Origin of the sequence: Denitromonas ohlonensis, from assembly GCF_007625205.1 — a bacterium.
GTDB lineage: Bacteria > Pseudomonadota > Gammaproteobacteria > Burkholderiales > Rhodocyclaceae > Nitrogeniibacter > Nitrogeniibacter ohlonensis.
The window spans coordinates 58,949-73,825 of sequence record NZ_VMNI01000014.1 but is presented as its reverse complement, the minus strand read 5'-3'; the positions used below and the strand labels follow the sequence as shown (position 1 = coordinate 73,825).

Annotated in this window: 13 protein-coding genes; all 13 read right to left on the bottom strand. The window is 58.5% G+C overall.

The features are described 5' to 3' along the window. Nucleotides 1-30: 30 nt before the first annotated feature. The 13 genes from FHP89_RS14370 to FHP89_RS14310 all read right to left on the bottom strand — a co-directional run bounded on the left by FHP89_RS14370 (nucleotide 31) and on the right by FHP89_RS14310 (nucleotide 14,872). Nucleotides 31-1,236, bottom strand: coding sequence for a TIGR04063 family PEP-CTERM/XrtA system glycosyltransferase (locus FHP89_RS14370; protein WP_144179043.1), 1,206 nt, complete (start codon nucleotides 1,234-1,236; stop codon nucleotides 31-33). Between the two features lie 225 nt (nucleotides 1,237-1,461). Next, nucleotides 1,462-1,920, bottom strand: coding sequence for a glycosyltransferase (locus FHP89_RS14365; protein WP_144179044.1), 459 nt, complete (start codon nucleotides 1,918-1,920; stop codon nucleotides 1,462-1,464). After that, the gene (locus FHP89_RS21375; RefSeq protein ID WP_391525745.1) at nucleotides 1,917-2,270 is read right to left on the bottom strand and encodes a hypothetical protein; all 354 of its coding nucleotides are present in this window, start codon (nucleotides 2,268-2,270) and stop codon (nucleotides 1,917-1,919) included. The genes FHP89_RS14365 and FHP89_RS21375 overlap by 4 nt, the downstream gene beginning before the upstream one ends. A 152-nt stretch (nucleotides 2,271-2,422) precedes the next feature. Then, the gene (locus FHP89_RS14355) at nucleotides 2,423-4,336 is read right to left on the bottom strand and encodes an XrtA/PEP-CTERM system amidotransferase (RefSeq protein ID WP_144179046.1); all 1,914 of its coding nucleotides are present in this window, start codon (nucleotides 4,334-4,336) and stop codon (nucleotides 2,423-2,425) included. Nucleotides 4,337-4,356: 20 nt separating this feature from the next. After that, nucleotides 4,357-5,529: a TIGR03088 family PEP-CTERM/XrtA system glycosyltransferase gene (locus tag FHP89_RS14350; RefSeq protein WP_144179047.1), complete on the bottom strand. Its 1,173-nt coding sequence runs from the start codon at nucleotides 5,527-5,529 to the stop codon at nucleotides 4,357-4,359. Continuing rightward, nucleotides 5,526-7,061, bottom strand: coding sequence for an exosortase A (gene xrtA, locus FHP89_RS14345; protein WP_144179048.1), 1,536 nt, complete (start codon nucleotides 7,059-7,061; stop codon nucleotides 5,526-5,528). Before xrtA ends, FHP89_RS14350 begins: the two co-directional genes overlap by 4 nt. Further along, nucleotides 7,058-8,290 carry a TIGR03087 family PEP-CTERM/XrtA system glycosyltransferase gene (locus tag FHP89_RS14340; protein ID WP_144179049.1) on the bottom strand — a complete coding sequence of 411 codons (1,233 nt, stop codon included), beginning with the start codon at nucleotides 8,288-8,290 and terminating at the stop codon, nucleotides 7,058-7,060. The genes xrtA and FHP89_RS14340 overlap by 4 nt, the downstream gene beginning before the upstream one ends. 2 nt (nucleotides 8,291-8,292) lie before the next feature. Then, nucleotides 8,293-9,330: a FemAB family XrtA/PEP-CTERM system-associated protein gene (locus tag FHP89_RS14335; protein WP_144179050.1), complete on the bottom strand. Its 1,038-nt coding sequence runs from the start codon at nucleotides 9,328-9,330 to the stop codon at nucleotides 8,293-8,295. A gap of 20 nt (nucleotides 9,331-9,350) precedes the next feature. Beyond that, on the bottom strand, nucleotides 9,351-10,184 hold the full coding sequence (locus FHP89_RS14330) for an XrtA system polysaccharide deacetylase (RefSeq protein ID WP_144179051.1): 834 nt from the start codon (nucleotides 10,182-10,184) through the stop codon (nucleotides 9,351-9,353). Beyond that, nucleotides 10,181-11,344 carry a non-hydrolyzing UDP-N-acetylglucosamine 2-epimerase gene (wecB, locus tag FHP89_RS14325; RefSeq protein ID WP_144179052.1) on the bottom strand — a complete coding sequence of 388 codons (1,164 nt, stop codon included), beginning with the start codon at nucleotides 11,342-11,344 and terminating at the stop codon, nucleotides 10,181-10,183. The genes FHP89_RS14330 and wecB overlap by 4 nt, the downstream gene beginning before the upstream one ends. Beyond that, nucleotides 11,341-12,420 carry an XrtA/PEP-CTERM system-associated ATPase gene (locus FHP89_RS14320; RefSeq protein ID WP_144179053.1) on the bottom strand — a complete coding sequence of 360 codons (1,080 nt, stop codon included), beginning with the start codon at nucleotides 12,418-12,420 and terminating at the stop codon, nucleotides 11,341-11,343. Before FHP89_RS14320 ends, wecB begins: the two co-directional genes overlap by 4 nt. A 3-nt stretch (nucleotides 12,421-12,423) precedes the next feature. Next, nucleotides 12,424-13,953 carry a TIGR03016 family PEP-CTERM system-associated outer membrane protein gene (locus FHP89_RS14315; RefSeq protein WP_186300360.1) on the bottom strand — a complete coding sequence of 510 codons (1,530 nt, stop codon included), beginning with the start codon at nucleotides 13,951-13,953 and terminating at the stop codon, nucleotides 12,424-12,426. Next, entirely contained in the window at nucleotides 13,919-14,872 is a 954-nt protein-coding gene (locus tag FHP89_RS14310) for an XrtA-associated tyrosine autokinase (RefSeq protein ID WP_144179055.1), read from the bottom strand. Before FHP89_RS14310 ends, FHP89_RS14315 begins: the two co-directional genes overlap by 35 nt. Between the last annotated feature and the right edge of the window lie 5 nt (nucleotides 14,873-14,877).

The following is a 14,877-nucleotide window of genomic DNA, read 5'->3' as shown; positions in this document are numbered from 1 at the left end:
CAACCAAAACGAGACGCAAAGACTTGAAGCTCATGCAACGTCAGCGCCGGCCAGACGACCATAGACCGGGATGTAATTCGCCACGCTGTTCTTCCAGTTGCGAACCTCTTCCACAAACTGCCGACCGGCCACGCTCATCGCGCTCCATTGATCACGGCGATCGAATAGCGCGCAGATCGCATCGGACAGCGCACCCGCGTCGCCCGCCGGGAACAACACGCCGGTTTCACCGTCGCGAATCAGCTCGCGATGACCGCCGACATCCGACGCGACAAAGATCCGCCCCTGCGCCATCGCCTCCAGCGGCTTGAGCGGCGTCACCAGCTCAGTCAGGCGCATGGCATGGCGCGGATAGGCCAGCACATCGATAAGATCGTAGTAGCGCTTGACCTCGCTGTGCGGCACCCGGCCCGGCATGATCACCTTGTCGGCAACACCCAAAGCCGCCGCCTGAGCGCGCAAACGGTCCTCCTGGGAGCCACCACCGACCAGCAACAAGCGCAGATTCGGGCGCTGGACAAGCATCCGGGGAAACGCATCCAGCAACAGATCGAGGCCTTCATAGGCATAGAAGGAACCGATAAACCCGACGACATCACAGCCGTCGAGCCCAAGCTCCGCCTTCAGAGCGGCATCGGGTACGCCACAGGGTTGAAACTGGGTGACATCGACCGCATTGGGAATCACGGTCACTTTGCCTGCCGGAATCCCCCGCCCGACGATGTCCTTGCGCAAGCCTTCGCAGATAGTGAACACATGGTCGACATTGCGCAGCGCATAGGTCTCGAGCGCCCGCGTCAGCCGATAGCGCACACTACCCTCGTGGGTCGAGCCGTGATCCACCGCCGCGTCTTCCCAGAAGGCGCGCACCTCATAGACCACCGGAATGCCATGACGGCGGCCCACGCGCAAGGCAGGCAATGCATTGAGCACCGGCGAATGCGCGTGCAGAACATCTGGCCGAATCTGCGCCACCAAAGCGTCAAGTCGCTGCTCGGTGGCTTTCATCAACGCCATTTCACCCACCACGGGCCACTGCATGGCGGGCACGGGCGTGCGATGAAACAGCAGGCCGTCCACTTCTTCGGACGCTGCGCTGCAAGCCCCCTGCTTCGGCGAGGTCAGGTGATGAGTTTCCCAGCCAAGCGCACGTTGCTCGCGCAGCAAGTTGGCTGTGCGAAAGGTGTAACCGCTGTGCAAGGGAATGGAGTGATCTAGGATGTGAAGCGTTTTCATACCCGGAAAACAATCGCTGCTATCGGGGAATCAGGGTAGCGTAATTTGTTGCATCCGCATACGCCACCAACCCGCCACCGTTAAATATGTCCGTAAAGACGTGGATCAATTAGTAAGCAAAACTACACATCAATCAACTTTGTTGGGAGCAACGCGGATCAAAATCAACACGAAAACCTTTACATTGACTTTCGCATTGTCATTTCCTGCCAGTTGCTACAACGCTCATGATTCATTGGTGACAACACCAAAATACTCCAACAAATCCGACACTAAGGATGGGGCCTCTAAACGTGCCGGCTCACTATCCAACACTCCAGCAACACACTCCCCAATAGCGCCTAAATCATTGGTCCAAACTATAGTTGACTGTTTCTCCAAAAAAGCAAGATAGTGCGTCTGATGATCATCGGCCAGCGCAGTATTAGCTACCGCAACGAAACGCTTTCGTTGCGCAAGAAGCGATAGCACTGTAATTCCACCATGGGTAATTACAAGATCCGCTGCATCAAGCTCTTCGTCGATACTCGGCTTAAAACGAAAAAAACTTCCGTTCTTCGGTTCGTACCGACCAGATCCGATTTGAAAAATAATCGGCCCAGCGAGTTGGCCATCGGCAACCAATGTATCCACCACTTCTATCAATGGATCAAAATGAGTTGTACCAACCGTAACGAAAATCATAGGACCGTACCCCGGTACAATCTCTCTCCACGATCATCAGCTTGCCCTGGCCACTGCACATAGTAGCGTGACGCCAAACCAAAGCGCTTAACGAACGACCCTGTCGACGAATGAGAGTCTGTCCGCGCGACACTCTCAATGTATACTCTCCGCACTCCTGCCAACCTTGCCGCACAAAACCCAGGAATGCATATCGAGGATCCAATACAAACTAAAAAATCCGGCCTAATCTTTCTAATCAACAGGAGACTCTTAAGAAAATTTCTTACGCTTCTCCATCCCACTTTCAATAAACTACTATTTGCCCGCGTTCCCAACGCATCGACGCGATGAATTTCATAGCGATTCATCCAAGGCGACAATACTGAATCTTTTGGAAGAATAAGTATCAGCTCAACTCCATGGAGCTTATTTATCAACATATATGACTCTAGTTGAAATCCTCCACCCGGAACATAGAACATTACTCTTGGAATCATTTTAGTATTCGTAGCTAATTCCATCAGAGTTCGCTCCTATCAATCGAAGCACCGCCCCCGCGCAAGAAAGACTCAAACATCATCAAGGTCCACAACGGCGCACTGTAATCCCGGCGCCCGGACTGGTGGTCATCCAGCATACGTTTCAGCGTCGCCATGTCGAACACACCGGAATCCGCCATCACGTCGCCCATCAATCGTTCGCGAACCCGGTCTTTGAGCGGACCACGGAACCAGCGTGCCAGCGGCACGGCAAAGCCCATTTTCGGACGATAGAGCACATCATTCGGCAGCACCGGTTCGAGGGATTTCTTGAACAGGAATTTGCCCTCTTGTCCGCGGATTTTCAGATCGTTGGGCAGACCGGCAAGCCACTCGACCAGCGGGTGATCCATCAAAGGTTCGCGCACCTCAAGCGAGTGAGCCATGCTGGCGCGATCGACCTTGGTGTTGATATCGCCCACCAGATAGGTCTTGAGATCGAGATACTGAATCTGCGCCAGCGAGTCGTCGGTCTGGGCGTTGCCGGCATGGCGACGGAACACTTCCAGCGCGTTGTAACCGCCCAACTCGCGCTTGAAACTATCGGAAAACACCTGACTGCGCAGATCGTTGCGCAAAATGGATACCGAATGGAAATAGGCCTCGACCGAATCCCGCGCGAGGGCCTGAAAGGTGGTCTTGGCGCGGAACATGCGCGGCGCCCAGTCGGCCTTGGGATAGGCGTAACCGAGCGCGCCGAACAGCGGCCGACGCAGTCCCAGCGGCATCGCGTCGCGCATGCGCTGCTCCATCATGTGCAGACGGTAGCGGCGATAGCCGCCAAAGCTCTCGTCACCGCCATCGCCCGACAAGGCGACAGTGACATGCTTGCGCGCGAGTTCGCACACCCGATAGGTCGGGATGGCAGAGCTGTCGGCATAGGGCTCGTCGTACAGCGCGGAGAGCTTGTCGATCAGGTCGAAATCGTCGGACATGACGGTCTCGGTGTGGTGATTGGTGTGGTAGCGATCGGCCACCATCTTGGCAAACTCGGATTCGTTGAACGCCGGGTCATCAAAGCCAATCGAGCAGGTATTGACCGGCCCGGACGATAGATCTGCCATGGTCGCCACCACGGCGCTCGAATCCACCCCGCCGGAGAGAAAAGCGCCCAGCGGCACTTCGGAAATCATGCGCAAGCGGATGGATTCATGCAGCCGCTCATTCAGCTCGGCCACCGCATCATCCAGGCTGATCGGGTTGTCGAGCGTAAAACGGACATCCCAGTAGGGCCGACTCGCCGGGATCGGCTGGCCGCGCCGGAGGGTTAATGTGTGACCGGGATCGAGCTTGGCTGCGCCCTTGAAAATCGTGCGTGGCTCAGCCGCATAACCCAACGCAAAATACTCTTCGACCGCCAGCGGATCGATGCGTCGATCCAGCCCGGGGTGCGCCATCAGCACTTTGAGCTCGGAGCCAAAGGCAAAGCTGCCATCTTTCATCACCCCGTAGAACAGGGGTTTGACGCCGAGTCGATCGCGGGCCAGAAAAAGGGTTTGCCGGTTGCGATCCCACAGCGCGAAGGCAAACATGCCGCGAAAGCGCTCGACGCAGGCCTCGCCCCACGCCTCCCACGCATGAACGATGACTTCGGTGTCGCTGTGCGTGCGAAACACATGGCCCAGCGCCTGAAGTTCGGGGACAAGAGACTGATAGTTGTAGATCTCGCCGTTGAAGACCACAGCGACGGTGTGATCTTCGTTAAACAGCGGTTGCTGGCCGGTCGCCAAGTCGATGATCGACAGACGGCGATGGGCCAGCGCAACGCCCGGCTCAAAGTGATAACCACCTTCGTCCGGACCGCGATGGTATTGCACGTCGCTCATGCGCGTGACGAGGTCTCGCGAAAAATCCCGACGTCCTTCCAGATCAAACAGACCGGCAATGCCGCACATAACTCGTTTCCGTTGCTTCGTCAGTCCGACGCGGCCGGGGATCGACCTGCGCGTGCCAACATAGTGTCGTAAACCGCCATATATCGATCCACCATGGCAGTGAGACTGAACTCCGCTTCAACTCGCCGCCGCGCCGCCAAGCGCTGAGCCAATCGGCGCTCGGGGTCGCGAAACAAACCCTGCATCGCTTGAGCCATCGCGGCCGGATCTTCGGGTGGCACGAGTTCACCCGTTTCATTCGCCACCACCAGTTCAGCGTTTCCACCAACATCCGTTGCAATAACGGGCAAGCCAGAGGCCATGGCTTCAAGCAAGGTGTTAGAGATGCCTTCTGCCTTCGACGGAAGCACAAACACATCCATTCCCTGCAACAACCGCGGCACATCATCTCGCGCTCCGGCAAGCCACACTTGCGCCTGCACACCGGCGGAGACAATAGCCGCTTCTACTTCGCCTCGCTGAGGGCCATCGCCAATGATCACTAGCCGAGCCTTGGCGCGGGCATCAGTATCATCGGCTAGCCACAGCCCGAACGCGCGCACCAGAGTGACCTGGTCTTTCACTGCCTGGAGTCGTCCAACCGTACCAAAAACAACAGACGCCTCGGTCTCGAAGCCGACCGGTGCAACGTTACGCCTGGAGACTGCAGGCAAGAATCGAGTCGCGTCGACACCATTACATATTCGAGTCAAACGTGCGTCGCCGACGCCAATCGCTTGCGTCAAATATGACGAAAGCTGTACTGACAGCGCAATGTAATGTGTCACGAAGGGCGCGTACAGGCGCCGCAAAAACCGATATTTCTTCGACACACCGCCAGGATCGCCGGTATCCCAACCGTGCTCTCCATGAACTCTGACCGGCACCCGCGCTGCCCACGCTGGCACGACCATCTCCAAAGCGGCCAGATTCCGCGTATGTACAACCGTCGGACGCAGATTTCGGAGTAGCTGAAAGACACGCCAATAGTGCCGCGCACCATGGCCGGGCGGGAGCTTCAGCGAAATAAAATGCACATCGTCGCGAGTCACCCGTGAGCAAAAAGCGGGGTCGCACTCGGTAAGCGCAATAACCACATGCCGATAGCGCGATGCCGGCATCCGGTTAATGAGGTTAACAACCCCATTCTCCAGACCGCCGATACGAAAGCTGTGCACAATGTGTGCCACCAATGGCACATCGACAGCACTCACCGCGCGGCCTCTGTGGCCGCTGCTGCTAGCACAGCATTCAAGGCCAATCGATGATCCTTCATGAACGCCATCGCACGTTCGCGCGCGTGCTCGGCGGTGTCGTCTTTAACCATCAACACCACGTGAGCACTGGCATCGCCATCCCTGGCAAGTCTTGCCCATGACAACTGGAGCTTGGCCTGAATCCGGCCAATCAGCACCTCATCAGCAATCTGGTACCACCGCCACACATGCAGCGGCCCTTCCGGTCCATTCAGGCGCTCGTAACGCACCTTTCCAACCGGACTGTCTTCGATGGCGGTCGCAACCACATACCAAGGCGACTTTTCACCCTGAACAATCTGATTGTCCGAACTGAGCATTTCGTGACCAGCGACTTGCTCAGCATAAAATGCGACATACAAGCCAACATCCCCGCCAGTGCTCATGTAACGCCCGTTGCTCTGAGCCCGAAACCCTGCAAACGCGGGCCGAAACGCGACCAAGGGCTCATCGCTTGCCTGCCAGTTCGCCGCCGCCTCCGGGTGCCCAAGAGAAACGTCAACGGACCGCTCTACTGGCTTCAACCAGGCACCAAGCGCGGGGCCCATCACCAAGGCTGAAATCAAAACCACGAAGGAGATTGTCATTCGGCCACCGCCGAATCGCACGCCAGCATCAGGCACCACCAGACCGTAGTCTGGTTCAGCTTCACGCCAGCGATTCCCGAGCCAAAACATCGCAAGAATCACAACGCCGAAAAACACCCAGCCATAGATCAAGTGATCCACCCCGGCCGCAAGCCGATTGTCACTGAGGTAGCCAAGCATGACGATCATGTAGGCGCGTAGCCAATTTGCCACGATCGGGATCAGTAAAGCCACCAACGCGAACCACAGCCGCTTGCTCAGGCTTTGGTAATTGAGATAGGCGTAAAGCGTACCGACCATGAACGAGGCAATCAGATAGCGAATCCCGCTGCACGCCTCGACCACCGACCAGCGTCCATTTGGCAATACGAACTGGAGACCTTCTTGATAGACCGGCACGCCCGACATACGCACCGCTGCCACCGCAAACTCAGCGGTGTAATGCATCAGCACCGGCACCAGAAATTCGCCCACAGGCGCCATGAACATCAGAAAACACAATGGAAACGCCAGATCACGGAACAGGCGATGGCCCAAGGCGCACCACAAGCCGACAACCAACACCGCCACCGCAGACAGATGCTCCAGTGCCGCGATACTGGTCAATTTTCCAAGCACCCATGCAACCACCACCAGCAGCAACAGGGGCAACACCAACAGTGCCGGCTGGGGCCGTCGTCCGACAAGGCCAGCACGCCGTATCCATATCAGATAGATCGAAATCGGCAGCACGACATAACCATGTGCAAACGTATCCGAGCGCGACCAAATGGCCGCCATGTCGAGAATCGACGGCAGATAGGCGGCGGCCCAAATCAGTAACACACCAAGTATTGTTCCAACCACTGGCAACATACCCGCGGGGAACACCCCCAGCGCGACTGGACGCGGCATCGTACTCATGCGTGCACCGCCTGATTTTTCTTCTCATTCAAGGCAGACAAAGCCTGAGGGATGGCTTTCAAGTGAGCATCCCATGCGTACTGCTCAAGCACAATCTGGCGCGCAGCCAGCCCCATCGCCTTACCGACCTCTGGCCTGAGACAACGGCTGATGGCCTCAACGTAATCATCGGGTAACTCCGCGATCTCGTGGCTAACACCGGCTTCTCCGCGCAACCCCTTCGCCGACGCCGCAGACACGACGACTGGACGCCCCATCGACATCGCCTCCAGCACCTTGTTCTGAATGCCTCGGGCCACCCGGAGGGGCGCCACCGCCACATCGGCGTGATGCACGTAGGGTCGCACGTCGGGTACCGTACCTGTCACGACGACACGCGCTGGCACGGCCAGGGCGCGAACCTCGGGCGTCGGATTCATGCCAACAATGGTGAAACAGGCCGCCGGCCACTTCGCCCATATCCGCGGCATCACCTCGGCAACAAACCAGGTGGCCGCATCAACATTGGGCCAGTAGTCCATCGCGCCGGCAAAAACGATATTGGGCGTTCCATCAGAATACGGTCGCTCACCGCCATTTGCTGGCGAAAACACCTCAGCGTCGACACCATTCTCGATGGCCAACACACGATCAGCCAGTTGCGGCGCCTCAGCCAAAAAGAGGTCTGCCTCAGCCCGGGTTACAAAACTCGACACGTCCGCACGCTGCGCCCAGCGTCGCTCAAACTGCCCAAGCAAACGACCTTCTCGACGATACAGCCAGGCCATCACCCCTCGGCGCGAGGCCGCGTACTGCGTCCATTTCGCTGAATCTACGTCACAAAAATCGATTACCGTTCTGTCCAGCGACAAGTCGGCGAGATACTGCGCCATCGGGCCGGAGAAAACGACGGCCTTGCGAATTCTTTCGCGCGCAACAACTTCCCGCACCCAGGCAGCCATACCGGCATCAAGGTAATAGGGCACGCTGAGCGCGTCGCCGCTCGCAAGTGCCCGCAGGCTGCGCAGCCGACCGAGCTTCGGATTCAGCCGAACCGCATGAACGCCCGCACACCACTGATTCAAAGCCTGCACGTGGCGCCAATCATCCGGGTGATCAACAAACGTCGCCAGAAACACTCGATAGTGATTCGCCAAGTGTCGCAATATGTGAAACGACCGCAGCTTGTCGCCCTTGTTGGGCGGGTACGGAATGCGATGGACCAGATAGAGCAGTGGCGGTTTATCCATGCTCAGCCCAGGTTCCGCACGATGTAGGGGCCGAGTGCATTGGCCACGGGCAAGGGTAAGCGCTTCCACATCGCGATGAAGGCCCGGTACTTGGGATTCATGGGATTGTTTTGCGGCACGGCGTCACGCTTGTACAAGCGGTATTCGTAAGACAACGGCTGCGGCTCAAACCCCCAGTTCTTTTTAAAACTGTAAGGGCCGGTGCCAATCTTGCTGCGCCCGTAGTCAAACAGGCGAGCCCCGCGACCACAGGCTTGCTGCATGAGGGCCCAGTATTTGAAATCATTGGCCGCGAGGCTACGCGCGGCCAGGTCGTCGCCGGCATAGTACGGCAAGACTTCATCCCGGAAGTAGAAGCTCAGTACGCTCGACAGCGTCTTACCCTCCGGACTCGTCACCGTCAGGACCTCGCATTGTTCGCCGAAGCGTTCTTGCAGCGACGCAAAAAAGCGCTTGGGCAATGCAGGCGTACCATGGCGCCGCACATTGTCGGCATACAGCGCGAAGAACCGGTCAACATCCGGGTCGATATGACTGATCAATCCGTTCTTGATGCCCTTTCGCACCATCGCCCGTTGTTTTCGCGGCACCGCCGCCAAATTCGCCTCGACATCCGGGTCGAGTGCCTTTCGGAACGTCACGTACAGATCCTGTCGCGGCCAGTCGGTGTGGCGGGCGACCAGATTACGATACTCGAGATGCTGAACACCCCGCGCCAGCGCGATGCGCTCGGCCTCAGCTTCCAGCAGGGGCACCGCAGTGGCCTCGCCAACAACCCCGCCGTAGACGCAAAACGGCAGCGATGTCAGTGAATGGCCAAACAGGCGGCTCTGGACTTCCGCGAGCGGCAAAACAGCGACAATCTCGCCGCCTCGGCGCGCATAGAGAAAATGGGTGCGATGACCGAACACGTCCTCCATCAGCCCCTGCCAGGCGGCTTGATGAAAAAACGTGGCGTCGGGGCACTTGAACACGAAGGCGTCCCACGCAGCGTGGTCGCTCTCGGTCAAATGGTGAATCGTTAGATCGGGGTGTGACATGACATTCCGTAATCGAGGGCTTACGCCGCGTCGAGGAAGACCTCGTCCATGCGTCCCCAGGAAAAATCGGACATCAACTGACGCAGTCTGCCCTCGGTACGTGACAAATTGACGTAATGGCGAAAGCGGGTCTTCAAGGTCGTTCCCTGCACCACCGGCTGGCCCGGATCGACCTCCCAGGGATGAAAGTAGAACATCGCCGAACGCCGCTCTTGCTCATTGACCCGACGGATCAACCACCGCGATGCCGAATACGGCAGCAGGCGAAAATAGCCACCACCGCCGGCCGGCAGATTGCGCCCAAGGTAGCGAACGGTGGTGATCGGCATCTCGATCAGACCGCTCTCAAGCCGATACGGAAAGCGCGGCGCATTCGGAACACCGTAGTGATCGTGCTTGACCGGATAGACGCTGGAGCTATACAGGTAGCCGGCCTCGGCGATGCGGTCATGCGCCCAGGGGTTGCTCTCACCAATCGAAAAACTCGGTGCGCGGTAGCCCTTGACTTCGGTGCCCGCAATATCCTCCAGTACCGATTTTGCGAGGCGAATATCCGCGCCGAAAGCGTCCGGCGTTTGATCACTCGCCCGCTGATGGGCATAGCCATGACTGGCCACTTCGTGCCCTTCCATGGCGATCAGACGCACCAGATGCGGATAGCGCTCAGCGATCCAGCCCAAGGTAAAAAAGGTGCCTTTGGCGCCATATTCGTGAAGCAAGGACAGGATCAGATCCACATTGCGCTCAACACGGCACGGGACGGTATCCCACTGCCGGCGCGGAAAATGCGGCGCGAGGGCTGAGACCTGGAAGTAGTCCTCCACGTCGATGGTCAGCGCGTTGACGATACTCATGCAGGCAACCCGGCCACCGCCTGCGCTTCGCGCTCGACCAGCCAAGCGGACAGATGCGCCGCGATGCGCTCTGCTGCACATCCGTCCCAACCTTCGGGAATCCGGCCGCCCTTCCCACCACCAGCGAGAATGGCATCCACGCCGTCGATGATCGCTTTTGCGTCACCCGCGACGATGGTATTGGTGCCCTCGGTGACCGTAATCGGACGTTCAGTGCTTTCCCGCATGGTCAGGCACGGTACGCCGAGCGCGGTCGTTTCTTCCTGAATACCGCCGGAATCGGTCAGCACAAGACGCGCGCTGGCCATCAGGCCCAGCATTTCGAGGTAGCCCTGCGGTGGCAGCACGAGAAAACCGGGGGCGTCGAGCAAGGCAGACAGCCCGTGCGCCTCAATATTCTTGCGGGTTCGCGGGTGCAAGGCAAAAACCAGCGGCAATTTCTGGCTGACCACATGCAAGGTTTCGATCAAACGGCGCAGCATGGCCGGATCGTCCACATTGGACGGACGATGCAAGGTCACCACGCCGAAACCGGCGCGGATACGCTGCGGATCCAGCCCTGCCTGCGCCACCAGGGCCTCGGGCGCGACGGCCTTCTTCTGGTTGGCCATCAGGGTGTCGATCATGACGTTGCCGACAAACACCGCCCGTGCGGGATCAATCCCCTCTCGCGCCAGGTTGTCGTGCGCCGACCGCTCGGTAGTGTAGAGAATGTCGGAGATCTGGTCGGTGAGGACACGATTGACCTCCTCAGGCATGCGCCGATCACCACTGCGCAATCCGGCCTCGACATGGATCACCGGCACGTGACGCTTGGCCGCAACAAGCGCGCAGGCAAGCGTTGAATTCACGTCGCCCACCACCAGCACGGCGCGCGCACCATGGGCTTCGATCACGGGTTCAAATCGCTTCATCACCTCGGCGGTCTGCACCGCGTGCGAGGCCGAGCCCACTTCCAGATTGATGTCCGCTCGGGGCAGTTCCAGATCGGTGAACAGTCGATCATTCATCGCCGCATCATAGTGTTGGCCGGTATGCACCAACAGCGTTGGAATCGCGGGAGAATGCGCCGCAAAGGCACGCATGATCGGCGCCATTTTCATGTAATTTGGGCGAGCGCCGACGATGCAGATCACCGGGGTCACGGCGGACTCCGTCATTTCGCGGCCTCATCCTTTTCATTCTGATCAGTCGAGGCCGACACGATCTGGCTCATCAGCGCCAGCGTAGTGGACATCGTCCGCTCGAGCTGCGCCAGACGCGCCTCGATTCTTGCGGCGTCAAATCCGGCCGCCAGTTGGGCGAACTGCTGGGCGATTGCCGGATCGACGTTCAGCTTGTCCATGTCCAACAACGGTAGCGCCGCCGGCGCGGCAACGCTGGACAACGGTGCGAGACGCGCCGTACCGCTGCCCCGGCCACTGCGCTGCTCTTCTTTCATTTCCGCGAGGACTTCGTCCACCTCGGATTCACCGAGCGAGCGTTTCTCGAGCAGGAAACCCGCCAGCATCAGCCGATCGCATAAAGTGTTGATTCGGCGAGGCACGCCGCCCGACGCGCGAAATATCGATGGGAAAATCGCATTATCAAAATGCGGGTCGTCTTTCCAGCCAACATGCTTCAGGCGGTGCTCGACATAGGCGCGAGTCTCTTCCATATCCAGCGGGCCGAGATGGTAAGACGCAATGACGCGCTGGCGAAGCTGCTGCATTTCGGGGCTCTGCATGATGTCGCGGAATTCCGGCTGGCCCACCAGAAAACTCTGGAGCAGTGCATGCTCTTCAAGCTGGAAATTCGACAACATGCGAAGCTCTTCGACCGCGCGCGGTGTCAGGTTCTGAGCCTCATCAACAATCAGCAGCGCCCGCTTGCCGGCTGCCGTGACCGAAACAAGAAACGTCTCGATCGCAAGCAGCAGCCCGGCTTTGTCCAGCCCCTTGCTTGGCACGCCAAACGCCGCCGCGACCAACTGCAGAATATCGTTCGCATCGATTTGCGTGCTGACCAGCTGGGCGGCCACCACTTTGTTCGAATCAAGCTTTTGCAGCAGGCTACGCACCAGCGTGGTCTTGCCCGCGCCAATCTCACCGGTAATGACGATAAAGCCTTCATTCTGGTGCAAGCCGTATTCCAGATAGGCCATGGCGCGGCGATGGCCGCGGCTGCCGTAGAAGAAAGCCGGATCAGGATTAAGCTGAAACGGTTTCCCGCTCAGCCGATAGAAATTCTCATACATGACTTAGAACCGTACGCCCAGCGTCGCTGTCAGCGCGTTTTCGGTGAATGAAGTGCCGCCGTCGGACTTCTGGTGCCGATAGATCAGCCCCCCGGTCGATTTCGGACCGAGTTTTCGGGAAACACCCAGATTGAGTGTTGTTCGCTTGTTGTCCTGCGTGGTCGCTTGCACATTGTTGCGTCCCACCGACGCAGTGAGCGTCGAAAACGCCGACAACTTGTGATTCAAGGACACGATCACGCCGCTATCGCGAATCTGGTCGTTGTTGAAGAAATCATCCGTCGCCGAAACGATGAGGTTCTGAGCGACGCGGCTGCGTTCAGTGCGGTAGAGCGAGAACGTGAGCGAATTGCGCACGCCCGACAAGGTGAAGTCACCTCGCAGATTGCGGCTGACATACTGCGCATTGGTGATAAAGCCCAACTGCAAGCCGGAGCCCGTAATGCCCGACTGAGCCAACAAGGCGCGCGCCGCCGCATCGCGCTGGACGGGGTTCGGGAACTGGGTCGCCAGGCTGTCGTAAATCAGGCGGTAGTAGTAGTCCTCAAGCGACTCCGACACCAACTCTTCGGCCGAGGTGTAGTCGCGCACATAGCTCAATCGCCAGCTGCTGCGAGGGCCGCGATGCGAGACTTTGACATCATAGCCCCGACCAAACAGGCGCTTTTCAGTAAAGGCCGTGACCGAGGTTCGAGTCGTCGGATACCAGTCAAAGCCGAATCCATGCGTGCTGCCTTCTTCGGTTTGGCCTGCGTTATAGTTGTTTGATTCGCGGCCGACCGACGCGCGAAGAATGAATTGAGGCGTGACGGTATAGCTCAGTCCCACGCGACCATTTTGCCGGGATGCTTCCGTGTCGCTATCGCGATAGTGCGTATCGACCTTGTCGTAAGAGGCCGACCAGCCGAGGGGGCCGAAGGCCTCGCCATCCTGCAACGCACCTGAAAAGGTATCGGTTCGCCGATTGCTCACCGTGCCACTACCGCCACTCAACCATTGGCTCTTGTAGCCTAATCGCCCCTTGGCGGAATTGCCGAAAGCGAACTCGAGACGGGGCCCTAGGTTGAAGGAGCGCACCTCGTTGTCTTCACTGGTGTTCAAGGGGTCGTCACCTGAACGCCCGCTGAAGAGCGACTGATTCGTTCGGCTGACCGAAGCGCCCATATCGACAAACAGCAGCTGCTCGATGGCCTCGATTTCTCCCCGGCCACGCAAGGCCAGGAAGGTCGAGTTGCGATCGTCAGAGTTGGCGTAGAGCACGTTGCGCAATGACGCGTCCAGGTTGCCGTTGATCCGGCCCGAGGCCCGCCGCACATTGATGGCCGGCGACACCTCCACCAGGAAATCGCTCTTCCCGTCAGCCGACGTATCAACGTTGTCCGTAAAGGTCATCCGCGTGTTTACGCTCGGCGTAACTAGCACCGTCGATTGCGCCCATGCACTCCCCGCCAGCGCGCACAACAGCGCCACAAGGCTTCGCTTCACCACGCGGCGAGTATCAGGCTGCTTTGTCATCTTCCGGTTCTTGCCCATATCCGTAGCCATATCCGTAATAGCCCCCCGGCCCTTGGACGGTCGATTTATTCAACAGCATCATTTTGATCGGGCACGCCTCGATCGTTGCCAGCGCCTGCTTCAGCGCTGCGTGCGTCGTGCGCTCGGCCTCAACCACCACCACGATCTGCCCCATGTGCGTTGCCAGGACGCGCGACTCCGTGGTCACCAGCAAGGGCGGCGAATCGAAAATAATAATCCGATCGGAATAGCGACTGGCCATCTCATCCAGCAAGCGGTTCATCCCTTCACTGGCAAGCAGTTCAGTCGCCCGCTGCGTGGCCGTACCCGCCGGCAGAATACGAAGCTTTTCGATATTGGTTCGCAGAATAACGTCCGGCAGATCGAGTGTCCCGTCGACCAGCACATCCATCAAGCCACGTTCCTGCGGCAGGCCCATCTGTTTGAGAATCGAGGGCTTGGACACATCAGCATCGACCAGCAACACCGAGTGATCCAGTTCCATCGCCATGCTCATGGCCAGATTCAAGGCTGTAAAGCTCTTACCCTCACCCGGCAACGCGCTGGTGACCATGATCAGGTTCCCATTCGCGACGCGGCTTGTCCCTCTCATTGAGGACGCGTTCCGCAGCAAGGGACGCTTGATCACACGATACTCTTCCGAGATCGAAGTGCGCTGTTGATCTGGCGTCACAAATCCCATATGGGCAAGCCGGTCAAGATCAATATTCACCTCTCGACTGACCGGCTCCGCCTCTGGCGCATGAATTTCCACCCGCGAACGCTCTTGAAGCGGGACGGCCTCGACGACCGGCTCAACCGGCTCAACCGGCTCAACCGGCTCAACCGGCACAGATGCTGGCGTAATCACCGGGGCGTCTTGCCCCGCCTGCTTCAACTGCCCAAGCCGTTCAACAGCTTTTTCAATAAGACTCATGTCAC